Raw genomic sequence first — 25361 nt, 5'->3', positions numbered from 1 at the left:
TGTCTCCCTTACTTGAGGATGCCAAAGAAGATCGTCACGGGGATGGCCACGAACCCGACGAGGAAGACGCTGGAGAGCACCTTCCCGAGCGCGCCGTAGCGCGGCAGCATCACCCCGTTGCTCAGCCCGAGCGTCTGGAACGTGCTCTGGATGCCGTGCTTCAGGTGGAGGAAGAGCCCGCCCATCGCGACGACGTACAGGAGCGCGATCAGCCCGACCTTGAACTGGGAGACCACCATCGTGAACACGTCGAAGCGGTTCAGCGCGTCCTGCTCGAGCACCAGGCCCGGCGTCTTGCGGATGGTGAACTGGAGCAGGTGGTAGACGATGAAGGCCCCGAGGATGAGCCCGGTCCAGATCATCGTCCGCCCGGCGAACGTCGCCTTGAGGTACCGCTCCACCTTGTACTTGGTCGGCTTCGCCGCCTGGTTCTCCATCGTGACCTGGATGGCGAGGATCACGTGCACGATCACCGCGAGGCCCATGACCACCCGGTTGCCCCACACGAGCGCCGGCAGGTGATGCAGCTTCTCGGCGTACGCGTTGATGCCGTGGGCGAAGATGCTGAAGTTACCGAGGAGGTGCCCGATGACGAACAGGACCATCAGCAGGCCCGTGATCGCCATCACGACCTTTCTTCCAATCGAGTCCGAGAACAGTCGCATTGAGCCTTTCCCTTCCTTCGTGGATGAGCAGCCGTCGTCGTAGTCGCGACGCAGCGCGCAACGGAGACAGGTAGCGAGGATGTGCAATTTCCTGCGACCTGCGCGCGACTGTCAAGGAGCGGACACGTCCGCAATGCGCGGTTTTCGCAGCGGATCGCGGCCGCTTGGCGCGCTGCCCGCTCGTCGCCGGACGCATCGGAACCGGGCACGCGCTCGGTTCCGTTCGAGCGCCTCCTCACGCCAGCTCGAGCCGGATCGCCGCGACCTTGTGGCGCAGTCGCCGCCAGAACGCGACGCCCCACGCGACGAGGACGAACGCGACCACGTGCTTCACCAGGAGGGCGACCACCTGCCCCCTCCCCGCCGCGTTCGCCCACTCGAACCGTCCGTACCAGATCGTCCGCGGGATGCCCCCGAGGACGATCCAGGCCAGCGAGAAGCGGGCGAGGCGCGCCATGCTCCGGTGGATCTCGAGGAAGTAACGCGCGGCCTCCGGCCCGCGGTCGCCCGCCTCGTAACGGCGGAGCATGACCCAGAGCGCGAACGCGCTCGAGACGAGGAGCGCCGTCGCCACGTCGTGGAAGTAGTTGTTCATCATCAGGGCGACGCCGGCCGCCGGGCTCATCTCAGGCCACCTTCCCCTCGTCTGCGCCGCCCGCCCGGCGGCGCGCGTGCTCGCGCGCGTACTCCGTGAACGCCCTGCCCTGCGGGAACTGGATCATCCAGGAGGTGACGTGGCTCATGGGGAACCCGCGCCAGCCGACCTGGACGACGCGCTTCAGGATGCGGGGCAGCGTGAACAGCCGGGCGCGGAGGTCGATCACGAGATCCTCGCGCTCGGCCACGCCGAGCGTGGGGTGCTCGAAGACCGCGTGGTTGCCGTCGAAGTCGTCCCAGTCGTGGCCGGGCACGAGGTACGGCTCGTACTGGGCGTAGAGCGCGGTGCCGGGGAACGGGGTCGTCATCACCGGGTGGGCGGAGACCTTCAGCTCGTCGCAGAGCTCCAGGAGCTCGTCGTAGTCGGCGCGGACGTCCTGCCGGCCGCCGAGCATCGTGAAGAGCATCACCTCGATGCCGTGATCGCGGATCCGCTTGATCTGGTCGCGGCGGTGCCGCCCCTGCTTGCCGACCGCCCGGTACTCCTCGAGCGTGGCGAGGTTGTTCGACTCCCAGCCGACGAGGACCGCGGTGAGGCCGGCCCGGCGGGCGTTGTCGAGCAGCTCGTCGGCGCGCGCGTGGTCGAGGGTCACGAGGTCGCCCGAGCCGAACCACCACTTGGCACGGATCGACCGCGCCATCTCGGCGTAGAGCTCGATGGAGCGCTTCACGTCCACGCCCCAGATGTTGTCGTCGATGCCCCAGAACAGCCGCCGCTTCGAGGCGGCGACCTCGGCGACCACCTCCGCGATCGGCCGCACGCGCGCGCGCCCGCCGAAGAACTCGTGCACCGAGCAGAACGTGCAGCGGTGCGGGCAGCCGCGGGAGGTCTGGAAGTAGCCGTAGACGTACTTCGTGTTCCAGAGGTCCGTCACCGGGTGCGGGAGACCCACGAGCTCGGGGAAGTCGCCGCGATAGACGGGCTCCGGCGCGCCGCGCGCCAGATCGGCCAGCACGCGCGCCCAGATCGTCTCCGCCTCGCCGAGCACGATCGCGTCGGCGTGCACCTTCGCCTCCTCCGGCAGGGCCGAGACGTGGATGCCGCCGAGGACCACCTGCTTGCCGAGCGCGCGGAGCCGATCGGCCATCCGGTAGACCCACGGCGCCTGCGGCGTGAGGACGGTGAAGCAGACCGCGTCCGCGGCGACCTCCTCCGGGACGAGGACCTCCTTGTTGGCGTCGAGCAGCGAGAGGCCGACGCCCGGGTCCACCTGGCGCGTGAGGCCGGCGAGGTACTCGAGGACCGGCGGGGCGATCGGCAGCCCCTTGGACATCTGGCCCTTCTCGCCGAACGGGGGGGAGACCAGCAGCAGGTTCATCGTGCGCCGGAGTCTACCAGCCCGGCCTCCGCGGGAGCCATCGCGCGACCGGTGACGAAGCTGCGGGCGTTCGCGAACTCGATCACGGGGTGGTCGTCCGTGTTGAGGTCGTCCAACGCGCTGGGCTTGGGGCGGGCGTCCGACAGCGCGACCGCGAGCGCTCCGCGCGCCCGGGGCGTCGCCCCCAGCGCGAGCTGCTCCACGTGTCGCTCGTCGGCGTACTGCCCGGAGCTCGCCCCGACGAGCACGACGTCTCCGCTCGGCACGCGCCAGGCCGTCACGTGGCGGAAGCTCTTCGCGAACGTCCGGAGCAGCCGGCTCATGTCCGCGTCGTCCATCATCGTGAAGTCCACCCAGACGCCGATCGCGCCGGTGGGCGTGAGGTGACGCGCCGCGAGGGAGAAGAACTCGTCCGTGAGCAGGCCCGCGGACGCGACGTCCGTCGCCCACGAGGGGCTCACGACGATCACGTCGTACGGGTGCTTCTCGACGAGGAGGTGGTTCCTGCCGTCCGCCACGACGTGACTGACCCGCGCGTCCGAGAAGAGCTCGGGGCTGAGGAACCGCCGGTTCGCCTCGAGCACGCCCCGGCTCAGCTCGACCGACTCGACCGACTCGACGGGCAGCTCGACCAGCCGGCGCAGGGTGCGGCCGGAGCCGAGGCCGATGCTCAGCACGCTCCGCACCGGCCCGGACAGGCGGGCCGTGAAGTAGGGAAGCTGGCCCAGCAGCGCGAACGAGACGTCGTCGCCCGCCTCGAGCTTGCCGCCGTTCAGGAGCGTCGTCTCGCGGTGCCCCGGCGGACCGCTCCGGAGGAGCCAGACGTCCCCCTCGATCCCCTCGTCGTGGAAGAGCACCTCCGCGCCGTCCGCCGCAGAGGACACCTGCCGCGCCAGCGCCGCCGACTCGAAGCGCCGGCCGTAGGCGTAGCCGAAGGTCGGGACCGCCGGGGGACGGATCTGGGTCGCGAGGAACGCCGCCCCGATCCCGGCGACGCCCGCCGCCGCGGCCCGCGCCGCGCCCGCCCCGAGCCAGAGGAGGACGACCGCGTTCAGGACGTCCACGGTGGCCGCGACGCCGGCGGCGCGCCCGACCCCCACGAGCGGGATGAGGAGGAACCCGGCGGAGAGCGAGCCGGCGATGCCGCCGAGCGTGTTCACCGCGTAGAGCCGCCCCGCGTCGCGCCCCACGCCTGCCGCCCCGCGCCGCTCCGCGAAGAGCTTCACGACGACGGGGAAGCTCATCCCCATGAGCGTGGTCGGCGCGCCCATCACCAGGAACGCGATCGCGAACTGGACGACGGAGAAGCCGACGAAGGACTCGTGGAACGAGTAGTACGTCGTCACGTAGAGCGGCGTCAGGCTGCGGATGATCGGGTTGATGGCGAAGCCGAGCACGCCGATGCCCAGCTCGCACAGCGCGAAGGTCACGACGAGGCGTCGCGTCCGCTCCGCCACGAGCGCGCCGACCATCCCGCCCACGGAGAGCCCCGCCATGAACGCGGCGAGCATCGTCGAGAGGGCGTAGGTCGACGACCCCATCACCGTCGACAGCGTGCGGGTCCAGGTCACCTCGAAGACGAGGGCGGCGGCCCCCGAGGCGCCGAAGGCGAGGTAGACCGACCGGCGAAGGAGCCGCGCTCGCATCCGTCACCGCTTCTCGATCGAGCGGAGCTCGATCTCGTACACGAGCGTGGGGCCGCCCGGGACCTCCGGGGACGCGAGGCGCTTCGTCGGGCGCGGATGTAGCAGGCGAAGGGAGTTCGCCGCCATGCGGCCCTCCGGCCCGGGCGGCGGGCTCATCGTGTCGTCGCGACCGTCGCGACCGTCGGGACGGTGAAGACGTGCTGCGTGCCCTTCAGGACCACGCCCACCCCGAAGTACGCGACGACGACGAGGAGGACGGCGAGGACCGCGAACCACGCGAACCTCGCGTCCCTCCAGCCGTACGTGACGCGCAGGTGGATGAGGATGCCGTACGCGAGCCACGCGACGAGGTTCCAGGTCTCGACGGGATCCCACGACCAGTAGGAGCCCCACAGGTCCTTCGCCCAGATGGCCCCGGCGCCGATCATGACGGCGCACGTGATGAAGCCGAACACGACGTAGAGGTAGGCGACGCGATCGAGCTGCTCGAGCGGAGGCAGCCAGTCCGGCCCCCCGCGCCGCGCGCGGACGAGGTAGGCGAGCGCCGCGCCGCTCGCGACGGAGAACGCCGCGTAGGCGAGGAACGCGAACAGCACGTGGACGTACAGCCACGCGCTGCGGACGGACGCGACGAGCGGCGTGACCGTGAGGTCCTCGGTGACCGACCAGCCGAGGATGAGCAGCGCGAGCGCGATCGCGCCCGTCCCCGCGGTGCGGTAGACGGCGAGGCGCCGTGGGGCCAGGAACGCGAGGAGCACGATCGACCACGCGCCGACCGACGCGTTCTCGTACGGCGTCACGACCGGGAAGTGGCCCGACACGACCGTGCGCGCCGCGATCGCGAGCGTGTGGGCGCCGAGCCCGCCGAGCGCGGCCCAGCGACCGGCGCGATACGCCCCCTCGCGCCCGGAGATCAGGCCCGCGAGCGACAGGGCGAACCCGGCGGCGTAGAGCGCGAACGTCGCCACGACGAGGACCGCTTCGACCCGGGGCATCGGTCGATGCTGCGGAAAGGGACCTGCGCTGTCAAGCGCGCGAAGGCTGCCCTTCCGGACCGCCGGCCGCGTCCGCGACGCGCGCGAGCAGCGCGTCCGGCCGCCACCCGGGGACGTCCGCCGCGACCGCGACGAGCACGCGCCCGCCGGGGCCGTCGGCGACGACCGCGACCTCGCGCCGGAACAGGAGGAGGCGGAGGACCAGCCCGATCGTCCCCAGGACGAAGCCCGCCCAGAGGAGGCCGCCGCCGTGCTCGTCCACGATCTGGAGCTTCGCGTAGTAACGCAGCTCGGGCATGTGCAGGACGCGCCGGCCGTCGGGCGTCGCGATGGAGTCGCCAGGCCGGAGCACGCCGCGCGCGATCGCGCCGTCCGGGCCTCGCACCGCGACCTCGACGCCGCTCGCCGCGAGGTCCTCGAGGCGCGACAGCCCCGCGCTCGCGAGCATGACGCCGCGCGCCTCCGCGCCGGTGGCCTCCGAGGTGTACGGTCGCGCGAGGACGTCGAGGGCGCAGGGCTCGAGCGCGAACCGGGTCCGTCCGGTCGGGTTGGGCACCAGCTCGACGAAGGCACCGTCCGTCGCCCCGCCCGCGTCGCACGTGAACAGCGGCGCCGCGCCGGCGGACACGACGAGGACCGAGGTGCTCCCGACCTCGACCGGCTCGTTGACGTTCGCGAGCCGCGGCGCCGCGTCGCCGCGGACCAGCAGCGCGACGTGCAGCGAGATCGGGAACCCGCCCTCGCTCCGGGGCCTGACCCCGACGACGGTGAACGCGAGGTCGGGTCGGCGGCCGCCGACCCGCGGCTCCCGGACGGGCTCGGCGTACTCGCCGGTCGCGGCGTCGAAGGGCTCGCCCTCGCCGACCAGCGCGACTCCCGAGAAGCGCGTCAGGTCGAGGACCACGCCCCCCGCGAGGAGGAGCGCGAAGGCGCCGTGGAACAGCAAGAACCCGAGCGGCGCGATCCGGAACCGCACCGCCCGCAGCGCGCGCGGCCCCGGCGCGTGGAGCCGGTACCCGGCGGCCTCGAGCACGCGCCCCACCCGGCGAACCGCGCCCTCGGGGTCCGCCGTGGACAGCGCGAGCGTGCCCTTGCGGCCGCCGATCGCGCCCGCGTCGAGCGGGATGCCCTGGTCGAGCCGCGTGCGGCGGAGGAGCCGCGGCAGCCGGTCCACGACGACCGCGCCGAGCGAGAGGAAGAAGAACCCGAGGGCCACGTACGTTCCCGGCGCGCGGTACACGTCGGAGAGGCCCGTCACCTCGAGCGCCCGGAAGAGCCCGGGCCGCTGCTCGCGCCATGCCGCCCACGCCGCCGCGGAGACGCTCCCGCGCTGGGGCACGACGAGCCCGAGCGCGTACAGGCTCGTCAGCAGCACGATGATGAACACCACGAAGCCGCGGTGCCGGAGGGCCTCGAGAAATCCTCGGATCGCGGCTGACGCGGCGCGCACCACCCGACGAGCCGCTGTCTCCCCCGCCTTCGGGCTTGCCCCGCTCGGCCGACGCGTCTCGATCACTCGGTCGGGCACGATAGCACGGCGCCGGAACGCGCGACCCGGCGGGACGGCGGCACCTCTTGAGCGAGCTCTCCGTTGCGCGTAAACCTCGTTCGCCCGCTCCCTGCGACCGCGAGAATGTCCTTCAGCCCCGCCCGCGTCCTCGCTCCCGCTGCCGTCCTGATCCTCGCGGCGGCGACGCGGCTCACCTCGTACGACATCGTGTACGGCGGCGAGCGGACGCGGCTCGTGGGCGACTCCGACCCGCACTACCACGTCCTCCGCGCCGCGAACTGGCTCACCGGAGCTCCGGGTGCCCCCTGGCGCGATCCGGGGCTGAGCTGGCCGGACGGCGCCGACATCCCCTGGCCGCCGCTGTTCGACGCGCTCGTCGCCGGCGCGGCGCGGCTCGTCCACGGAGCGACGCCGGCGCTGGACGCCATCGCGGCCGTCGCGGCGCCGTTGCCGGTGCTGCTCTCCCTCGCGCTCGTGCTGCTCGTCGCCGCCCTCGGCCGTCGGCTCGGGACGATCGGGTGGATCGCCGCGTCGCTCGTCGCGGTCCTGCCGGCGGCGTCCGAGCCGGGTGCGCTCGGCCGCGCCGATCAGCACGTCCTCGAGGTCGTCCTCTTCACGGCGGCCCTCCTGCTGTTCGTCGCCGGAGCGGCTCCGCGGCGGCGCGCCCCGTGGCCGGCGGCCGCCCTCGCGCTGGTCCTGACGCTCGCGTTCTGGTCGTGGATGGGATCCGCGCTGCACCTGGTCCCCCTGATCGTCGCCGCGGCCGCGTGGCACCTCCTCGACGACGACGCCGCCGGCCCCGGGCTCGCCACGCTGGCCGGGGGAGCCCTCGGCGCGGCCGCGCTGCTCGCCGCCTCGGTCGCATGGCTCGGACCGCCCGGCGCGCTCGCGAGCGGCGCGACCACGCGCGTCGGCGGGCTCCACGTCGCGCTCCTCGTCGCCGCGGGAGCGGGCGCCGCCCTCGTCCTGGCGCTTCGCCGGGCGCGGCGCGCCCCGGCGTCGATCCCACGCCGCGTCGCGGAGCTCGCCGCCGCGACCGCGCTGCCCGCGGCGGCGCTGCTCCTCGTCCCGTCGCTCCGGTCGGGGATCGAGGGGGGGCTCGTCGCCCTCCTCGCCGCCAACCCCTGGTACGACCGGATCAACGAGTTCCGGCCGATCCTCGGCTCCGGGACGGGCTCGGCGAGGACCTCCTCGTCCTGCTCGACGGCTACGGGCTCGCCCACGTCGCCGGTGTCGCCGGCGCGGTGTTCCTGGTCGCGCGCGTGCGTGAAGGGAGCGCGCAGCGGGCGCCCGCCGCCCTCCTGCTCGTCACGCTCGCCCTCCTCGTCCCCGCGTCGCTCGCCCGCAGGCGCTTCGGGATCTACGCGGTCGTACCGCTCGCGCTCGCCGCGGAGCTCGGCCTCGCGCGCCTGTCGGAGCGGCTCCTGCCCGTCGTCGCCCGCGTCGTGCCGCGGCTCGCGCGACCGGGCGCGCTCCGGCTGGCGGTCGTCCTCGCGACGGTCGCGCCGACGTTTCCGCACCTGCTCGCGCCACCGTGGGTCCTGCCGGAGGAGGAGGAGGAGTGCCTCCTCGCGGCGGGAGCGCTGCCGCTCACTCCCGGGGCCGAGGCGATCCTCACCCCGTGGTCGTTCGGGCACCTCGCCCGCTACCTCTCCGACCGTCCGGTGATCGCGAGCCCATTCGGCACCGAGGGTGGCGCGGGCGCCCTCGAGGACACCGCGCGGTTCTGGTTCGCCACCGACCAGCGGACCGCCGAGGAGGTCCTGGCGCGCAGGCGCGCCGGCCTCGTCCTGCTCGCGCAACCGGTGACGGAGGCCGTCGGCCTCCACCCGTTCGCGCCGGCGGGGACTCCCACCGCGATCGTGCGCGTCCGCGCCGGCGCACACGGCGGGCCGGTGCGCGACACGGACGCGTTCTGGCGGATGGTGCCGAACCGGCTCTACTTCCACGACGGGCTCGCGTCGAGCGACGGGCCCGCGCTCGACGCGTTCCGGCTCGTCTGGGAGACGCCGACGACCTCTCCGGAGAACCCGGCGCTCGAGGAGCGGTGGATGCTCGTCGAGCGCGTGCCCGGGGCGCGCGTACGCGTCTCCGGCGCGCGCGGGACGGTGACCGCGACCGTGCGGGTCGAGACCGGCGCGGGCCGGCGGTTCACCTGGCGAACGGAGGCGTCGCCCGACGCCGGCGGCGTCGCGACGCTGCGCCTGCCCTACGCGAGCGGCTACAACGGCTCGACCCGGGTCAGCGAGTGGACCCTCTCGGACGGGAGCTCCGCGACGCCGCTCGTCGTGCACGACGCGCACGTCCGGGAGGGGCGCGTGCTCGAGCTGCGCCTGGGGGCCGGCGGGGCCCCCTCGGCCGCGTTCACGCGTCGGCGCCCCTGAGCCCCCGGGCGCGCCGCGCGACCACGAACGCGGCGGCGACCGCCAGCACCGCGAAGGCGATCGCGCGCGCGTCCGGCGCGGAGCGGAGCTCGATCCGCGCCCACGGCGCCCCCTCCTTCTCGAGCCGGAGCGTGATCCCCTCGAAGCGCGCCTCCGAGCCCGCCGCGAGGTCGCCCTCGTGGACGCGCAGCTTGCCGCGCTGGACGCGCACGTGAAGCGACCGCGGCGCGGCGAGCGCCGTACCGGCCGGCTCGGGGACCGTGACGTAGAAGCGGTGCGGCAAGGTCCCCGCCGTGAACCATTCGCGCCGCCCGGGGTCGAGCTTCACGAGCGCGGACCCCTCGACCTCGCCTCGCGCGCGCTCGACGGACAGCGCCGGCGCGATCAGGACGTCTCGCACCACGAGCCGCCGCCCCCGGCCCACCGCGACGGGCTCGCCCGCCTCCGCGACGACCTCCCGGCCGTCCACCAGCAGCCGGATCTTGCCCGAGGGCCGGGTCGCCGGCACCTCGAGCACCTTCAGCGCCGGGGCGACCGCCGCGAGCCCGGCGTGGGCGATCCGCCAGGACGGCCCGTCCTCGTCGAGCCCGGCGTCCACCTCTCCCTCGATGCGCGTCGCCAGCGCCGCGGCGCCGGCGGCGAGCGCCAGCGCGCCCGCGACCCACGCGGCGGCCAGACCGCGCCTGCCCGAGGCGGACGCGCGCCCTCCGGCGGCGGCCGCCGCGAGCGCGGCGAGCCCCGCGAAGATCGTGACCGTCCGCGCCGCGAGCAGCTCGGCCCAGGGGACCCACCCGACTGCGGCGAGCGCGCCTGCCGCGAGCAGGGGGGCGACGAGCGCCGCGACGGCGCGCTCCGGGGCCGCCCACCCCGCCGCGCGGCGGGCCGCTCCCGCGGTCGTCACCACAGCCGCCTCCCGTCCCGCTCGGGCGCGGGGAGGTCGGCGAGGTCCCAGCCGACCACGCGCCACCCCGAGCCGTCGCGCCGGAGCGTGTACCTGAACCCCTGCCCGAATCCCTTCGGCGCGGTCACGGGCTTCCGGTCGCCCACGGTCTGGAGCATCTGATTCCACTCTTCGTACACGTCCGCCTCGACGACCCCGGCGCTCCTCCGCCGGACCGCGACGACCGTCGTCGCCGCGAGGTCCTGCACCTGCACCATGCCGGCGTCGCGCAGGAACCCGACGTCGCGGAACACGAAGTGCTTCAGCTCCTTCGTCGCCGGGAAGGCGTCCAGCATCGCCGGGCCCCCGCCGGACGCGAAGAAGTCCTCGTAGATGCGCTGGTACTGGCCGAGCGTCTCCCGGACCGCGGCGTCGTCCCCGGCCTCGAGCGCGCCGGGCCGCTCGACGCGCAGCGCCGGGTCGAGCAGCGCCGCCGTCGCCGCGAACACGACCGCCCCGACCAGCGCGGGCGCGACGCGCCGCGCCCACCTGCGAACGGCCGCGGTTCGCGGCGCCGGCGCCGCGCGCTCCGGAGGAGCCGAGCTCATGCGCGCATTCTATCGCAGCGCCGTCGGCCGACGCGCCGCCCATGGTTCAGTGCTTCAGTGCCCGGACTGCGCGCGGAGGAAGCGGGCGCGGAAGCCGTTCGCCCGGAGCAGCTCCGCCGCCACCTGCGACCGCATCCCGATCGCGCAGTACACGACGACCTCGCGATCGCGCGGCAGCTCCTCGAGGCGCCCGGCCAGCTCCGCGAGCGGGATCTTGACCACCCACGGCTCGGGGCTCTCGCTCGCGCCGCGCACGTCCAGGAGCGTCGCCTTCGCGCTCCCCTCGCCGCCGTGGCTGGCCCACAGGCGCTGGAACTCCTCGGGCGAGATCTCCGCGTCATCTACGGGGACGAACGTCGGCGCCCTGCGCGGCGTCCCCCCGCGCTCGACCGGGAGCCCGGCGCGCTCCCACGCCTCGAACCCGCCGGCGAGCACCGCGAGGCGGACGAGCGTCCGGACGCTGTTCGCGAAGCGGAGCTGGCGGAGGTGGTCCGCGACCGCCGCTGGCGTCGCGTCCGCCGCGTCGGCGCCCACGAAGAGCACGGGCGGGAGCGGGTGCTCTCCGTCGAGGTCCTCCCACCGGAGCGCCTCCGGCGGGATCGAGACGGCGCCGGCCGGACGGGCCTCGGCCGAGCGCGCGCGCGGGCGGACGTCCACGACGAGCCACCGGCCGACCGGGAGATCGCGGAGCGCGTCCGCGGAGACCTCGATCCATCGATCCGAGTCGACCCACTCCCGGATGCCGCCCCGATAGACTCGAACGTCCTTCGCCCCCGCGGCGAGCAGGCGCCGAGCGACCTCGGCCGGCGCCGGATCGCGAGGCCCTCCTCCGTACACGACGACGGAGCGGTCCGGCGTCAGCAACCGTACGACGTCCGCGCCGGGCGCGCCGGGCGGCAGCGCGACCGCCCCCGGCAGGCGACCCGCGCGGTGATCGGACGCGGGCCGTGCGTCCACGAGGAGCGGTGACCGCCCCTGCTCGATCGCGACGGCGAGCTCCGACCGGTTGCAGGTGAACGCCGGCTCCGTCGTGATCACCGGTGAGGCGTCGAGCTGCTCGGCGAGCCGCACGCCGCCCACCTCGCGCCGCCAGCGGTAGCGCACCGGATCGCCCGCCCCCAGCTCGCGGAGCGTCGCGATCCCGGTGAGGCTCGCCCCGGGGGCGGGGGCGACGAACGTGCGCCCACCCCCCTCCTCGAGCATCACCGGCGCGCCGGCGGCGACGACGACGCGTCCCTCGCCGGACCGGAGGTCGGTCGGGCCGGGGCCGCCGGGGCGGACCCCGGCGCAGCCCGTCGCGATCACGAGCGCGGCGACGATCCCGGGGCCCCGTCGAAATACCATCCCTCGCTCGCGCATCGCCTCGCGCATCGCCTCGCGCATCAGTACTGGAGCGGGCGCGCGTAGTTGGGGCTGAAGGTCTTGGCGCCCGTCGAGTGCTGCGTGCACCCACCGTACGTGTCCGCGGGGTTCGCGCCTCCGAGGGTGTAGCAGCCTCCGGTGGTCGTGCCACTCTCCCACATCGTCTCGGCCTCCGTGGCGTTGGCGGGCGCCGCCGCCTTGGGGGAGTACCAGCGCCAGGTGCCGCCGCCGCCCTGGAACCGGTAGGTCTTGGACGTGACCGTCCCGTTGTACGGCTTGTAGGTGAAGTTCATCCCGTGGATGTAGCCGAGGCCGCCGCCGGCGTGGCACATGAGGCAGGGGATCTGGTGCGTCGCGTCGCCGGAGTTGTCGTATCCGATGTTGGCCCCGAGGTTGGTCTGCACCGAGGGCCCGTCGATGCGGGGGCAGGACCCGGTGTGCGCGTCGGTCCGGGACTGGGTCGTGGCGTTCGCCGCGCCCTCGCCGTAGGTGCCCGGCGCGTGGCAGCGGAAGCAGCTGTCGGTCCCGGTCGGCGACCCGGTGGCGAGGAACTTGTTGTCCGCCGTCGCGTCGCTGAAGCTCGAGTCCGCGAGCATGTACCAGGTGGTTCGCGTCCCGTGGGCGTTCGCCTCGTTGAGGTGGCAGTCGGAGCAGTGGAGCTGGGCCGTCTCGCGGACGGTCGAGGCGTTGAGGGTCTGGCCCTCCTTCGTGACGTAGGCGGTCCAGGCGGTCGCGGGCCAGTTCGCGTTCACGGTCGTGTACCGCCGCGTGAACTGCTTGAGCTGGTGGTGGCTCGCGAAGTTCTTCCCGGACAGGTTGCCGGAGTTGAACTGGGACCTCACGTCGAGCACGCGCGTGCGGAGGGCGTTGATCGCCGTGGTGTCGTGCGCGTTGACCCGGGTGTCGTTCGTGTTGAACGGGGTGGTGGCGCGCCCGACCGGCGCGGTCGTCGGGTTCGTCGAGAGCTGCATGCCGTCGTTGGTCGCGTTCACCGCGATGCCGGCTGCGCCGTTCGAGTCGTGGCACCGGAGGCAGAACGTGTCCATCCTGTCGCGGTCGTTCGTGAGCGGGTCCGCCCCGCCGACGAACGCACGGGCGGTGGCTCCGCCGCGCGAGCCGGGCCAGGGGGCCGCCACCGTCCCGCCGCTCGCGGAGTCGACGTCCCGCAGGTCGACCGTCTTCACGGTCTGCGAGTCGCCGCCGTGCAGCGTGGGGACGGTCTTCACGTTGGTCCCCGTGGAGGTCGGGTCACCCTCCGCGTGGCACAGGATGCAGTCGAAGTTCGTGACGATCGGCGTCCCCGTCAACGCGCCGTTCGAGACGTGACGGCTCGGGCGGAGGAAGTCGTCGCCCGCGAACCCGAGCGACCCGCCGACGATCTGCGCGCGCGGGATGGTGCCGCTCGTCGCCTTGCCGTGGCACCCGAGGCAGTCGCCGGCCCCCTTGAACGCGAGGTTGGGCGGCTGGTTGTGGAGGTGGCACGCGGCGGTGCAGGTGGACCCCGCGTTGTGCGCGGCCGGCTCCGAGTTGTACTGCCAGTACTTGGTCGTGGTGTGGCAGATCTGGCAGACGCCGTTCCGGGTGGTGGTGTTCGCGTACCCGCTGGTGGTCGTGAAGACCGCCGGCGTGGTCGAGCGGGTCCCGGTGAGGCCGTGGACGTCGCTGCCCTGCTGCATGGTGTCCGACCCGATCATCTTGAGGTTGGTCGCGTCGCCGTGCGGGTCGTGGCAGTCCCAGCACCGCTCGCCGCCGTTCAGCGTCGCGGAGTGGACGCCGCCGGCGTGATACGCGTCGATCCGCGCCGTCGCCGGCCCGACCTTCGGCAGCGCGCCCGTCCCGTCCGGATCGACGCCGTAGGCGACGCTCGTGCTCGTCGCGTGGCAGTTGAAGCAGACGGCGTTCACGGCCGCGACGCTCGCGCTCGAGTAGGCGTTGGTCGCGCCCGTGCTCGTGGCCGCGCCGCGCAGCCGGAACGGGTTCGTGGCCTGCTGGTGGCTCGCCGCCGCGTTCTGGTTGTCGTGGCAATAGACGCACCGGTCGGCCGAGGCCACCGCGCCGAACTCCGAGAAGGAGTTGCCGGTGGTCGAGGTCGAGCCGTGGCCGTAGGTCGTCCACTCGGTCCCGGTGCCGATGACGGCGGGGGTGCCGTCGCCGATGTTCCAGTTGTTCGTGTCCGCCGCGCCGCTGTGGCAGCTCGTGCAGCTCAGGGTCGTGTCACCCCAGCTGATCGCCGTCGCGTTGTTCCCGTGGCAGGCGATGTTCGTGCACGTCGCCGACACGTAGGTGCTCGGGGACGTGAAGGAACCGGGCGCCGCGCTCGCGCCGGTGCCCGCCTTGGTCGTGTCGAACGCGATCTCGATCGTGCCGTTGGTGTGGAGCCCGCCGGCGAGGATCGCCGCGCCGGTCGTCGTGGTGGTCTTGTGGCACGTCGCGCAGGACGTCGCCGCCGAGACGTGCCTCGCGTGGCTGTTGGCGGTGGCGGTGTTCTTGCCGCCGTTCGCGTAATCCGGCGCGCCGAACAGGCTCCCCGTCGTGCCACCGTGGCACTTGACGCAGACGCTCCCGGTCCAGGCGGCGTCGGCCCAGGTCACCGTCACCTTCGTGTTCGCCGCGCCGCGCTGTCCGTCGGAGTGGCAGTAGGCCGCGCTGCACGTCGTGCCGGTGTCCGTCGTGTCCGTGTACGTCCCGCGGGCCGCGATGGACACGTCCTTCGTGCGGTTGACGTGCTTGCCGCCGGTGTAGCTCACGACCGGCGTCGCGCCGCCCGTGACGGTCGTCGCGTGGCAGTCGTCGCAGTGGTAGCTCTCGCCGAGCGTCCCGTTGTCGACGTGGTTCGTGTGCTTGCCGGTGCCGATGATCGTCCCGGTGTAGCCGCCGTGGCAGCTCGCGCACGTCGCGCTCGCGCTCCACGCGATGGACGTGTTCACGGGCGGGCTCGACGCGTTCGTCCCGTTCGAGTGGCAGTACGTGTTCGCGCAGGTGTAGGCAGGCCCCTGGTTGTAGCCGGTCGTCCCGGGGTTGAACGTCGCGTCGAACGCCACGTCGCGCGCCCCGTTCACGTGCCTGGTCTTGTCGGCGATGGTCGCGGCCGTCGTCGGGTAGTCCGCCTGACCGGTCGCCTCGCCGTAGTGGCACTGCGCGCAGCCGAAATAGTACCCGCTCGCGCTCGTCGCGGCCGTGTGGACGAAGTGCGCGTGGGACAGCTTCGTCGAGGTGGACGCGCCGGTCGAGTCGGCGGCCATCTGGTGGCACTTGGTGCACTCGTTCGCGGTGCCCCCGGTCTTCACCCACGCCGTCTCGTTCCAGGTCGGCGCCGCGCCGAGGTTCGTCCCGCCCAGCGGCGTCGCGTTCGAGTGGCAGTACGTGCTGCTGCAGGTCCCGTTCGTCCACTTGAAGGAGAGGGACCCGGTAGGCGCAGTGTCCGCGGTCTGGGCCGTCCCAGCGGCGTAGGTGCCGCCGACCGCCTTCGCGTCGAAGCTCCCGAAGACCACCTGCACCGAGTACGGGTTGTTCGAGTCCTGGTGCGTCCCGGCGTGGCAGGTGTTGCACGCGAAGCCGTACTGGGTCGCCGAGCCGTGGCGCGCGGCGTTCGTGTAGCTCGTCTCGGTGAACGTGGTCTCGTCGTGGCTCCCGTGCTTCCCGAGGGTCGGGGGCGCGTTGTGGCACGCGTTGCAGGTGGTGGCCTCGTGGAACGCGAGGCCGCCGGTCTGCTCGTGCGCGTGGCACGCCACGCACCTCGCGCCGCTGTTGTGGCCGTCGTTGGTGGTCGCGTTGTAGTGCGCCGCCGTGGTGTGGCACGCGCGGCACAGGCTGGTCGCCGAGGTGTTCGCGAAGTCCGTGCCGGTCGCGTCGGCCGTGAAGGTCACGCCCGGGGTCCGGGCGGCGGCCCAGCTGTGGTTGTCGGTCGAGGTCTTCACCACGTCCGCGCCGATCATCTTGATGTTCGACCCGTCGCCGTGCGGATCGTGGCAGTCCCAGCACCGGGCGCCGCCGGTGGTCCCCGCCGCGGTGTGCGCGGCGCCGTAGTGGTACGCGTCGATCTTCGTCGCGCCGGTGATGAGCGGGTTCGCGCCCACCCCGTCGGGATCCACGCCGTTCGCCCCGGAGGCGGCGTGGCAGTTCAAGCAGACCTGGTTCGCGGACGACGCGGTCAGCGCGCTGTAGTTGCCGTTGGTCACCGCCCCGCCCGTCCCGGTCGCCCCGCGCAGGCGGAACGGGTTGGTGGTGCTGTCGTGCGGCGCGGACGTGGAGCCGTCGTGGCAGTACAGGCACGGCGTGGCGGCCGCGCCGATCGAGGTCTTGCCATGCCCGACGCTCGTCCACTCCGTCGTGTTGACGATGCCCGCCGTCCCGAACGCGAAGCTGTTCGTGTCCGAGGCGCCGACGTGGCAGTCGCTGCAGAGCAGCGAGGCGCCGCCCCACTGCGGCGTGCCGGAGCCGTGGCAGCTCACGTTGCTGCAGCGCTTGTTCGCGTCGTTGGAGTAGGTCGCGCCGGTCCCGGCGGTCGCGCCGTCGAACAGGACCTGCCGGTTGCCGTCCGTGTGCGTCGTCGCGCCGGTCGCGATCGCGTTCCCGGCGGCGGTCACCGTGGCCTTGTGGCAGGTGTAGCAGTCCGCCGCGCTCTTCACGTGCGCCCCGTGGCTGTTCGCGGTCGCCGTCCCCGCGCCGCCGTTCGCGTAGTTCGGCTCGCCGAACCGCGACGTGAAGTCCGCCGGGCTGTACCGCCCGTGGCACTGCATGCAGTCGTTGGTGAGCGCAATGCCCCACGCCATGTCGCTGTACTTCTGCGGGGTGGCGGTGCCGCCCTGCCCCGACGAGTGGCAGTACGTCGCGCAGGACTTCGCGGCGCTCGAGTACGTGTGCGTCGAGTCCACGTCCGCCGCCATGTTCACGTGCAGCGTCGTCGAGGCGATGGTCGCGCCGTCCGCGGTCGTCCCGGCGTGGCACTGCTGGCAGGTGGAGTTCGCGCCGAACCCGGACGTTCCGTCATGGTTCACGTGGGCGGCGTGCGAGCCGGTCGCGAGCGCCGTGCCGGTGGCGTGGCAGGCGCTGCAGCCGCCGGCGCCGCCGTTCCAGGCGCGCGACGGCCCGGACGTGAACGGGTTCGAGCGGTCCTGGCCGTTCGAGTGGCAGTAGGTGTTGGAGCAGGTGTAGGCGAGCGTGTCGTAGTTGCCGCCCCCGACGTACGCGTCGAGCGCGGCGAAGCTCACGTCGTTGGCGCCGTTCACGTGCGCGCCGCCGCCGGAGACGATGCTCGCCCCCGTGTCGGTCGTGGCCGCGTGGCAGGCCTGGCACCCGATCCCGTAGGTCGAGACGTGCTTCGCGTGCCCGTTCGTCGCGAGGCCGGTGGAGGCGTGGCAGCTGGTGCACCCGAGGGCGGTCTGGCTCGTCCAGGCGATCGCCGCGGCCGGCGTGACGGTGCCGCCGATCGGCTTGCCGCTCGAGTGGCAATAATTGGTGCAATTCGGGCTCGCCCAGGTGGGCGTGACGCCCCCCGCGTTGGCGGGCGCGCTCCAGCCGATGGCCACCGCCCCGTTCGCGTGCGCCTCGTCCGCGGGCGTCGAGCCGTGGCACACGCTGCAGCTCTTCGCCGACATCAGCCCGGCGTTCACGTGCTTGACGTGCGCGCCGACGCCGAGCTGGGCCCTGTCGGTGCTGCCGCGCGTGTCCACCGAGAGCGCGTCGTAGCCCGGCGCCGCCTGGGGATCGCCGCTCGGCACGACCGTGCCGCTCGTCCCGGTGAGCTTGCCGTGGCAGGCGGTGCAGCCGTTCGGCCGATCCAGCGTGCCGTCGATGTGCTTCGACCTCGCCGGATCGACGACGCTGCCGGCGCCGGCGTTGTAGGCGTACCCGGCGCCGTGGCACGTCGCGCAGCCCTGGTTCTGCGGGTGCACGCCCGCGGTGGCGCCGCCGACCGGCGGGAGCACCGCGTGGCAGGTCCCGCACGCGGCGTCGGTCGAGGCGCCGTTCCAGGCCGGGGTGGTCTTGCTGCCCGCGGCCCGCGTGAGCGAGGCGCCGTGGCAGTAGTTGCTGCAGGTCGGGGCGGTCGTCCAGGCGGTGGCGACCGCGCCGGCGGCCGGCGTGGGCGTGAGGCCGCCGGTGCTGGCGAGCCCGGCCCAGGCCACGTCGGTCTGGCTCGGGCTCTGGTGCGTGTTGGGGCTCGGGTGGCAGCTCGCGCAGGCGAGCGGGGCCGCCCGGAGGGAGGCCTGGTTCACGTGCGCGACGTGCGCGCCGCCGTTGGCGACGAACACCGTCGCGCCGGTCGCGACGGCGGGCGGCGCGCCCGGCTGCTTGGCGTCGGCCCCCGCGATGGAACCTCGTCCCTCGGTGCCGTGGCAGGTGGTGCAGGTCGCCGCGAGCCCCTTCGCGTGCGCGTGACAGGAGGAGCACGGGCCGGTCTCGTGGGATCCGCCCGGCGACGTGCCGTCGGCCCGATAGTACTGCGTCTGCGTGTGGCAGACCTGACACGGACCGTTGTTGGCGCTGCTCGCGTACGAGCTCGCGGCGTAGCCGCTCTTGGACAGGAACGAGACGGTCTTCGCCGACTGCGCGCCGGTGATCGCGGGCGGGGTGATCTGGGGCGCGACGAGGGAGAGGTTCGTCGTCCCGTGCGGCGTGTGGCAGTCGCGACAGGTGGTGGACCACGAGCCGCGCGCGCTGCCGGTGACCTCGCTCGTGTGCCCCTGGAGCGCGTGGCAGTCGGTGCAGAGCTGCGCCGAGTTGTCGCGGACGAGCAGGTTTCCGTCGCCGGTGCTCGTCGCCGCGACGGTGAGGGCGACGCCGTTCGAGAGCACGTCCGTCGCGACGGCGTTGGAGGCCTTCGCGCGCAGCGTGTGCCCGCCCGCCGCGGGCGTGAGCTGCACCTCGTACGTCCGGCCGGTCAGGACGCCGCCGGAGAGCGTGTCGTAGGCGGTCAGCGCGGTGAGGTTGGTGCTGCTCCACGTCGTGCCGTTGTCGAGGCTGTACGCGAGGCTGTTCGCGGTGAGGCCGGCGATGCCCCCCTGCGCCGCGGAGTTGAACACCCGGATCTGGACGCGGAAGGTCCCGCTCACCGTGCTGCCCGTGAGCGGGTTGACGATCGAGACCATCGGCGCGCCGGGGACCGTGCTGCCCTCGGCCACGAACGCGCCCGCGGGCGTCCACGGTCCGCTCGCCACGCCGGCGCTGAAGTTGCCGCAGCCGTCCATGGCGTACAGCCGGTACACGTAGGTGTTCCCGTCCACCGCGCTCGTGTCGGTGAACGAGACCGCCCCGCCGGAGGTCCCGGCGCGCGAGTAGACGACGGTGCTCCCGCCGCTCGTCGTCGAGCCCTCGGTGGGCGCCCCCGCGCCGTCGGTGAGGGTCTCGGTGAACGCGGTGCTCGTCTTGCGCCGGAGCACCACGATCTGGCTCAGGGCGGCGTCGGTGGGGTTGGTCCACGCGAGCTGGACCTGGTTGTCGCCCGGCGTGACCGTCCCCCACGTCCCCTCGGCCGGCGCCTGGTTGTCCACGGTGAACGCGTTCGCCGTGTCGGCCCCCGCGCCCTGCGTGTTGGACGAGGTGTAGCTCTGGACCCGCGGCTGCACCGTGTACGTACCGCTCGCGAGCGCGGCGTGCCCCTTCGCCGTACCGTAGAGCCGGTAATACGTGGTCCCGACGGGCGCGCCGAGGCTCGCGGCGCCGAAGGTGTAGGTGTCGCCGGTGGGCGTGCCGGTCCGCGCCGGCGAGAGCGCCGCCCCGGCGCTGTCCCGCAGCTCGATGGAGGCGAGCGGCGCGGACGCGCCGAGCCCCTGGAACGTGACGGTGCCGATGGTGTCCGCGGTCCCGGTCACCGTGAAGCCGAGCTGGTCCAGGTACACCGGCGTCGTGGCGCCGGGGCAGATCACGGCGCCGGCGGGATCGGTCCCGGGGACGAGCGTGGTCTGGTTCGAGGGCGCGGCGGCGAGCACGGTGAGGGTCGCGCTGGTGGTGTCGTTGTCCACCCAGGCGAAGCCCGTCGCCGTCGCGGCGTAGGCGGTCCCGGTCACCGCGGTCGAGCTCCCGACGGTGCCGCCGGTCGCGCACAGGTAGCGATCGGTGTTCCCGGTGTTGGTCCTCGCGGTGATGGAGGTGGTGAGCGGGATGGTGTTGTTCCCGCTCACCGGGGACGACAGCGTCCCGTAGACGGTCCCGCCCGAGCAGGTGCTCGAGCTCTGGACCGAGATGGCCGAGAGCGCCCCGCCGTTCGTGAGGCTGACCTTCACCTCGGTGACCGTCGCCGTGGCCGTGCTCCCGAGGGTGAACGTGTCGAGGGCGAGGGTCTGGCCGGAGCTCAGGCTCTGGCTCGTCGGCTCCGCGGAGCCGTTGCCGATCGTGATGGTGCCGGCGGAGGCGCTCACGGTGAAGCTCGGGCCGGTGTCGCCGTCCGTGACGGCCCAGGAGCCGCTCGCGGCGGTGGCGCCCGTGACGTGGACGGCCACCGTCGTGCTGGTGCCGACGGCGGCCGCAGTCCCGCAGAGGTAGTACGTCGTCGACCCCGAGGTGGTGCTGGCGGGCAGGGAGACGCTCCCGAAGCTCGGGGCCGCGCCGGGGCTGGTCACGCTGGCGAGGTTGGTCCCGGTGCACCCGGCGCCGGTCCAGAGGTCGAGGCTCGTCAGCGCCGTGCTCCCCGTCAACGCGGTCGCGACCGCCGTCACCGTGGTCGAGCTCGCGCTCGTCGAGAGCGTGAAGGTGTCGAGCACGACCGTCGAGCCGGCGGAGATCGTCGTCCCGGTCGGATCGCTGCCGTTCCCGATCGTCAGCGACGAGGCGTTCACCGTGAAGTCGTTCGCGGCGTCGCCGTCCTGGACCGTGTAGGCCCCGGAGTACGTCACCCCGGAGACGTTGGCGTTGACGATCGTGCTCGACGCGACCACCGCGCCCGTGCCGCAGAGGGTGTAGCTCGTCGCGGTCGTGCCGATGCTCTGCGTCAGCCCGGAGAAGGTCGGAGCGCTGCCCGGGCCGTTGATGGCAGATCCGACGAGGGCTCCGCCGCACCCGGTGCCGGCGCGGAGCTCGAGGCTCGACAGCGCCGTGTTCCCGGTGAGCTGGACGGCGATCGCGCTCACGGTGCTCGTGCCGGTGCTCGTGGCGAGCGTGAAGTAGTCGAGGGCGGTCGTCGTGCCCGCGTTCAAGGCGGTCCCGGCCGGATCCGCGCTCGAGCCGTTCCCGATCGTGAGCAGGACCGGGGCGGCGACCGTGAAGCTCGGCCCCGTGTCGGAGTCCGTGACGCCCCACGTGCCGCTCGCGGGCGTCACCCCGGTGACGTTCACCGAGACGGTCGTGTCCGCCGCGACGGTCGCGGCGGTCCCGCAGACGTAGTACGTGGTCGAGGCCGAGGTGGTGCTGGCGGGCAGCGAGAGGCCCGAGAAGCTCGGGGTCGGGCCCGGGCTGGTCACGGTGGCGAGGTTCGTCCCGGTGCACCCGGCGCCGGTCCACAGCGAGAGGCTCGTCAGCGCCGTGTTCCCGGTCAGCGACGTCGCGACCGCGTTCACCGTCGTCGAGGACGTGCTGGTGGAGAGCGTGAACGTGTCGAGCACCGCCGTCGAGCCGGCGGAGACGGTCGTGCCGGTCGGATCGCTGCCGTTGCCGATGATGACGGACGGGGTGTAGTCCACGGTGACCCGGACGTAGTCGAGATAGGCCGTGAACGAGGTGTTGCTGGCCCCTCGGTTCGCGCGGACGCGCGCCATGAACGGGCTGGCGCCGCCGTCCAGGAGGTCCGCGCGCGTGAGCCCGGTGAACTGCGCGGTGTACGCGGTCGTGGTGGCCGGTTCGCTCGAGTCGATGGCTTCGGTACCGGAGAGCGTGCCGCCGTTCGCGACAGGCTGCAGGCCGAGGTTCGCGACGGACGCGGCCGTGGAGGCGTACCAGGCGACCTCGATCGTAACGGAGTTGATGGTGGACCCCGCGGGGATCGACGTGTCGAACCCGAAGCCCCCGAAGTCCGAGGTGATGCTCACGTTCCTGCCACTGGGCGTCGCCGTCGCGTAACTCGCGTCCGCCGCGTAGGCGTTGGTCGGGACCGTCCAGCCGGTCGTGACCACGGCGTTGGTCGTCGCGTAACTCGTGACCGTTACCGCCAGCGCCGGGTCTGGCAAGCCGAGCAGCAGGGCCGTCGTCATCCAGAGCCGAGTCCACCAGCGCCCAGCGAGATCTCGTCGAGCGTCTGTGTGGAGATGCGCCGCCATGCCCGCCTCCCGGGTGCAGATACACGAATCCGGGGGGCCCCGTTTGCAAGCGACGATCCGCCAGGAAGCCGTGCACCCCCGCGCGCGCTCTTACGTGGCGCACCATTCAGATAGGCGGAAATTGGGCTACCAACTTTGCTGCGACGATCTGCCATCATGCGCGCCGTGCCCCATTGGGTCATCTCGCGCAGCCGTAAAACGTCCATCACGACCGACGATGTACGCTAGACAAGAGACAGAATGACAATTTGCCGCACCTGAAACAATCGAGAATACCTGCGGCGCATTGACGCATGCGGCACTCAATCTAGCGACACTTTGCCGCAGGGCCAGGCTCGAACTCCGCGAGGCGGGATCTGCTACTTCGCCGAGGGCGCCCCGAGGTCGTGAGCCTTCATCGTGACCTGGGCGCCCGACCCGGAACGCTGCGGCGCGCGTCGAAGTGGATCAGGGCCGCCGAAGCCGGCGGCCCAGCGCGACCGAGCCCCCGCCCACGACGCCGAGGACCGCGCCGATCAAGACCAGAGGCAGCCCGGGATCGTGCGAAAGCTCGAGATCGACCCAGGGGAGCCACTCCGGGAACGAGAGCCGGACACCCTCTACGACGATGGGCTCTCCGCGCGCGACGGCCCCTTCGGCGATCGCCAGCTTCCCGCGGAAGGCCATGACCCGCAACGAGGGCGGCCGTCCGTCGGAGAACGCCTCGCCATCGCCGGGCGAGACCACCGCTCGGAGCGGGGCGCCCTCGAACCGGATTGCATCGGCGCGCCGCGCGCCCGGTGTCAGCTTCGCGACGACCGAATCGAGCGATGCGCCGCGCTCCGTGGTCAGGTCCGCGCGGACCGCCACGCCGGAGTCGACGACGCGCAGCCATCGTCCCCACGCGAGCCACGTCGGCCACCGCGAGAGCGTGATCTGCCGACCGCCCGTCGCCTCCGCGGCCCGAGCGCGCAGCGACGTCCTCCCGGCGGACGCGCCGCCATCGACCCGCTCGATCAGGAGGTCGAGCGGCACCGGCCCGGGTCGCATCGGGCGAAGGCCCTCGCGAGCCACGAGCTGGTCCGGCGATGCGGTGAAGCGCTCGCCCTGCGCGACGCGGAACCGCAGCGGCTCGGTCCCTGCCGACGACGCCACCAGTCCGAGCGCCACGAACAACCACCCCACCCTCATGGCGACGCTGCCGATCGAGCCGCGGTCGATCGACCGCCGCTCGAATCGCCCCTCCGCTCCCAGCGTGAGCGGCAGGCCGCGCAAGACGGCGGCACCCGCGTCCGCCACGGCGATCCAGGCGAACCCCCACCAACCCCAGGTCGAGGCGAGCGTCGAGGGCGCCGCGCCCATGCGTCGCCAGGCGGCGTCGGCGCCCATGAAGGCGACCGCCAGCACGGCGAGCGGAACCGACACCGCCGGCGTGCCGACGGACCAGAGCACGCTCCAGAGGAGGCGCGAGATCGCGAGGCGAGCCCTAGTCCACATTGAAGACGTGCGCGCTCCCCGACATGACGAGGTTCACTCCCAGAAGGTGACCAGCACCGTGACGATCGCGGAGACGAGGAGCCACGCCAGCCGTCGGCCCCTCCAGCCCATCGTGGTCCGCAGGGTCGTCCGCAGGGAGACGGCCACCGCCCAGACGCGCGTCACCTTCGTGCCCTCGACGCCGAGCCATCCTCGACGTCGATGTCCCAATCGGCGACGCGCCAGCCTCTACCGTCGCGCCGGACGGCGTAGCGGACCGGGACGACGTCCGAGCGGCTCGACGCTCCGTCCCGCGTCGAGCGTGTCACCCAGAACTCCCGCGCGCGGACCTCGGCGAGGCCCGGGGCCACGGGCTTCACCTCGCGCACCTCGAACTGGACGAGCTGCGGACGCTCCTCGCGCCCCTGGTGCTGGACGAACGCGATGTCGGCGAGGACCTCCGAGACGACCCCGTCGTCCGCCGGGAGCCGCTCCGCGAACCGCCGGTCCCCGCCGCTCGCTCGCAGGTGACCCGACAGGCTCGCGAAGAGCGCCGCCGAACGAGCCGCCGCCTCACGCGACGCCGCGTCGAGCCAGGTCCCGTCCTCGCGACGGCTGCTCGCCTCGACCACCGCGCCGCAGAGCAGGGCGAGCCCGGCGACCCCCACGAACGCCGCGACCCTCGTCGTCACGCCGATCTCCAGCGAGCGACGACCCAGACGCACAGGCCGACGGCCGTCGTCAGCAGGCCGAGCAGCGCGGCGACGTGGAAGTCGTGCCGGCGGAGATCGATCTCGGACCACATCTTCATCCCGCCGAACCCCACCTGCCAACCGTCCTTCATCGTGGCCCCGTGCCCCGGGAGCAGCTCACCCGCGCCGATCGTCTCCTCACCGCGCCGCAGCGCGACCCCGAGGACGGGGTGGCCCTTCATGCGTTCGTCGAGGCGGCTCAGGTCGACCGCGAGCTTCAGCTCCGCCTGTTGGTCCTGCAACGGAATGCTCGCCTCGAAGGATATACCCCGAGCGTCGTCGCGACGCGACTCCAGCTGGACAGGCTGGTCGAAGAGCGTCTTCCCCCGCCGCTGCACGATGATCCGCGGCACGAACCCGAAGGCGCCCTGCTGGAAGATCGCGCCCGAGCCGCGGCCAGGCTGGCCGGGCGCGACGACGATCTCCCGGCGTCGCGCAGGGGCGTCGGTCGCGAGCAGGAGCCGGCTCGCGGGGACGAATCCACCGTCGGGGGACGGCCTCAGCTCGACCTTCGCCAGCTCCAGCGTGCCGCTCAGGCCGCCGACGCGCCCCAGCGGGCCGGCGGTCACGTCACGCAGGTGCCGTTCGGGCCCGAGCAGCACCTGCTCGCCCTCCGTCAGCAGCAACAGCCCTCGGTAGTCGAAGAGCCAGTTCGCGAAGCCGACGCCGATGATGACGAGCAGCCCGGCCATGGCGGCGGCCTCGCCCGCCGCCGCTGCGCGTCTTCCCCCTTCGGCCACGAGGCGCTGGACGGCGCAGGCGAGCGCCCCCGCCGCGGCCAGCGCGGCCACGCCTCCGACCGCTGCGACGAGCCACGGCCGCGCCTCCAGCGCGCCGGAGCGGACCGCGAAGATGATCGCCGCCAATCCTGCGCCGGACGAGACGAGCGCGAGCCGCGTGGCGTTCCGAAACCTCGTCGTCACGTGGCTCGCACCCATCGT

At 73.2% G+C, this 25361-nt stretch carries 17 protein-coding genes; 2 read left to right on the top strand and 15 right to left on the bottom strand.

Annotation, left to right across the window (positions count from 1 at the left end; translation table 11 throughout):
* Nucleotides 1-8: 8 nt before the first annotated feature.
* The 7 genes from MNZ27_RS05890 to MNZ27_RS05865 form a co-directional block, all read right to left on the bottom strand.
* A complete protein-coding gene (locus tag MNZ27_RS05890) occupies nt 9-665 on the bottom strand; it encodes a succinate dehydrogenase cytochrome b subunit (RefSeq protein WP_277957634.1) in 657 nt (218 codons plus the stop codon).
* Between the two features lie 235 nt (nt 666-900).
* Entirely contained in the window at nt 901-1290 is a 390-nt protein-coding gene (locus tag MNZ27_RS05885; protein ID WP_242393111.1) for a hypothetical protein, read from the bottom strand.
* Between the two features lies 1 nt (nt 1291).
* On the bottom strand, nt 1292-2641 hold the full coding sequence (locus MNZ27_RS05880) for a B12-binding domain-containing radical SAM protein (RefSeq protein ID WP_242393110.1): 1350 nt from the start codon (nt 2639-2641) through the stop codon (nt 1292-1294).
* Nucleotides 2638-4287 (bottom strand): spermidine synthase, encoded by a 1650-nt coding sequence (locus MNZ27_RS05875; RefSeq protein ID WP_242393109.1) that lies wholly within the window; start codon nt 4285-4287, stop codon nt 2638-2640. The genes MNZ27_RS05880 and MNZ27_RS05875 overlap by 4 nt, the downstream gene beginning before the upstream one ends.
* Nucleotides 4288-4290: 3 nt before the next feature.
* On the bottom strand, nt 4291-4413 hold the full coding sequence (locus MNZ27_RS23440) for a hypothetical protein (protein ID WP_277957633.1): 123 nt from the start codon (nt 4411-4413) through the stop codon (nt 4291-4293).
* Nucleotides 4414-4439: 26 nt separating this feature from the next.
* Entirely contained in the window at nt 4440-5282 is an 843-nt protein-coding gene (gene ccsA / locus MNZ27_RS05870; RefSeq protein WP_242393108.1) for a cytochrome c biogenesis protein CcsA, read from the bottom strand.
* Between the two features lie 31 nt (nt 5283-5313).
* Nucleotides 5314-6732: a cytochrome c biogenesis protein ResB gene (locus MNZ27_RS05865; RefSeq protein ID WP_242393107.1), complete on the bottom strand. Its 1419-nt coding sequence runs from the start codon at nt 6730-6732 to the stop codon at nt 5314-5316.
* Nucleotides 6733-6915: 183 nt separating this feature from the next.
* On the opposite strand from MNZ27_RS05865, the gene MNZ27_RS05860 reads away from it, so the two are divergent.
* Nucleotides 6916-8460, top strand: coding sequence for an STT3 domain-containing protein (locus tag MNZ27_RS05860; protein ID WP_242393106.1), 1545 nt, complete (start codon nt 6916-6918; stop codon nt 8458-8460).
* Nucleotides 8457-9176, top strand: a complete 720-nt coding sequence (locus MNZ27_RS23930; protein ID WP_242393105.1) for a hypothetical protein — start codon at nt 8457-8459, stop codon at nt 9174-9176. Before MNZ27_RS05860 ends, MNZ27_RS23930 begins: the two co-directional genes overlap by 4 nt.
* Here the strand turns inward: MNZ27_RS23930 and MNZ27_RS05850 are convergent.
* From MNZ27_RS05850 to MNZ27_RS05820, 8 genes are all read right to left on the bottom strand, one after another.
* Nucleotides 9157-10077, bottom strand: coding sequence for a hypothetical protein (locus MNZ27_RS05850; RefSeq protein WP_242393104.1), 921 nt, complete (start codon nt 10075-10077; stop codon nt 9157-9159). The two genes, MNZ27_RS23930 and MNZ27_RS05850, sit on opposite strands and share 20 nt — an antisense overlap.
* On the bottom strand, nt 10074-10664 hold the full coding sequence (locus MNZ27_RS05845; protein WP_242393103.1) for a hypothetical protein: 591 nt from the start codon (nt 10662-10664) through the stop codon (nt 10074-10076). Before MNZ27_RS05845 ends, MNZ27_RS05850 begins: the two co-directional genes overlap by 4 nt.
* Before the next feature lie 54 nt (nt 10665-10718).
* Complete coding sequence (locus MNZ27_RS05840) at nt 10719-12008, bottom strand: rhodanese-like domain-containing protein (protein ID WP_242393102.1); 1290 nt, start codon at nt 12006-12008, stop codon at nt 10719-10721.
* A 38-nt stretch (nt 12009-12046) separates the two neighbouring features.
* On the bottom strand, nt 12047-22147 hold the full coding sequence (locus tag MNZ27_RS05835; RefSeq protein ID WP_242393101.1) for a CxxxxCH/CxxCH domain c-type cytochrome: 10101 nt from the start codon (nt 22145-22147) through the stop codon (nt 12047-12049).
* 513 nt (nt 22148-22660) lie between these two features.
* Nucleotides 22661-23689: a hypothetical protein gene (locus MNZ27_RS05830; protein ID WP_242393100.1), complete on the bottom strand. Its 1029-nt coding sequence runs from the start codon at nt 23687-23689 to the stop codon at nt 22661-22663.
* A 33-nt stretch (nt 23690-23722) separates the two neighbouring features.
* Entirely contained in the window at nt 23723-23854 is a 132-nt protein-coding gene (locus MNZ27_RS23430; RefSeq protein ID WP_277957631.1) for a hypothetical protein, read from the bottom strand.
* The gene (locus MNZ27_RS05825) at nt 23851-24360 is read right to left on the bottom strand and encodes a hypothetical protein (protein ID WP_242393099.1); all 510 of its coding nucleotides are present in this window, start codon (nt 24358-24360) and stop codon (nt 23851-23853) included. The genes MNZ27_RS23430 and MNZ27_RS05825 overlap by 4 nt, the downstream gene beginning before the upstream one ends.
* Nucleotides 24357-25343 carry a hypothetical protein gene (locus MNZ27_RS05820; RefSeq protein WP_242393098.1) on the bottom strand — a complete coding sequence of 329 codons (987 nt, stop codon included), beginning with the start codon at nt 25341-25343 and terminating at the stop codon, nt 24357-24359. Before MNZ27_RS05820 ends, MNZ27_RS05825 begins: the two co-directional genes overlap by 4 nt.
* Between the last annotated feature and the right edge of the window lie 18 nt (nt 25344-25361).

This window comes from Anaeromyxobacter oryzisoli, assembly GCF_022690765.1.
GTDB classification, from domain to species: Bacteria; Myxococcota; Myxococcia; order Myxococcales; family Anaeromyxobacteraceae; genus Anaeromyxobacter; species Anaeromyxobacter oryzisoli.
This window is presented reverse-complemented; position numbering and strand designations above follow the sequence as displayed.

Bases quoted from the DNA above. Each gene is read 5' to 3' on its own strand.
- MNZ27_RS05890 (WP_277957634.1), bottom strand. From the start codon at position 665: ATGCGACTGTTCTCGGACTCGATTGGAAGAAAGGTCGTGATGGCGATC.
- MNZ27_RS05885 (WP_242393111.1), bottom strand. From the start codon at position 1,290: ATGAGCCCGGCGGCCGGCGTCGCCCTGATGATGAACAACTACTTCCAC.
- MNZ27_RS05880 (WP_242393110.1), bottom strand. From the start codon at position 2,641: ATGAACCTGCTGCTGGTCTCCCCCCCGTTCGGCGAGAAGGGCCAGATG.
- MNZ27_RS05875 (WP_242393109.1), bottom strand. From the start codon at position 4,287: ATGCGAGCGCGGCTCCTTCGCCGGTCGGTCTACCTCGCCTTCGGCGCC.
- MNZ27_RS23440 (WP_277957633.1), bottom strand. From the start codon at position 4,413: ATGGCGGCGAACTCCCTTCGCCTGCTACATCCGCGCCCGACGAAGCGC.
- ccsA (WP_242393108.1), bottom strand. From the start codon at position 5,282: ATGCCCCGGGTCGAAGCGGTCCTCGTCGTGGCGACGTTCGCGCTCTAC.
- MNZ27_RS05860 (WP_242393106.1), top strand. From the start codon at position 6,916: ATGTCCTTCAGCCCCGCCCGCGTCCTCGCTCCCGCTGCCGTCCTGATC.
- MNZ27_RS05845 (WP_242393103.1), bottom strand. From the start codon at position 10,664: ATGAGCTCGGCTCCTCCGGAGCGCGCGGCGCCGGCGCCGCGAACCGCG.
- MNZ27_RS05840 (WP_242393102.1), bottom strand. From the start codon at position 12,008: ATGGTATTTCGACGGGGCCCCGGGATCGTCGCCGCGCTCGTGATCGCG.
- MNZ27_RS05835 (WP_242393101.1), bottom strand. From the start codon at position 22,147: ATGACGACGGCCCTGCTGCTCGGCTTGCCAGACCCGGCGCTGGCGGTA.
- MNZ27_RS05830 (WP_242393100.1), bottom strand. From the start codon at position 23,689: ATGTGGACTAGGGCTCGCCTCGCGATCTCGCGCCTCCTCTGGAGCGTG.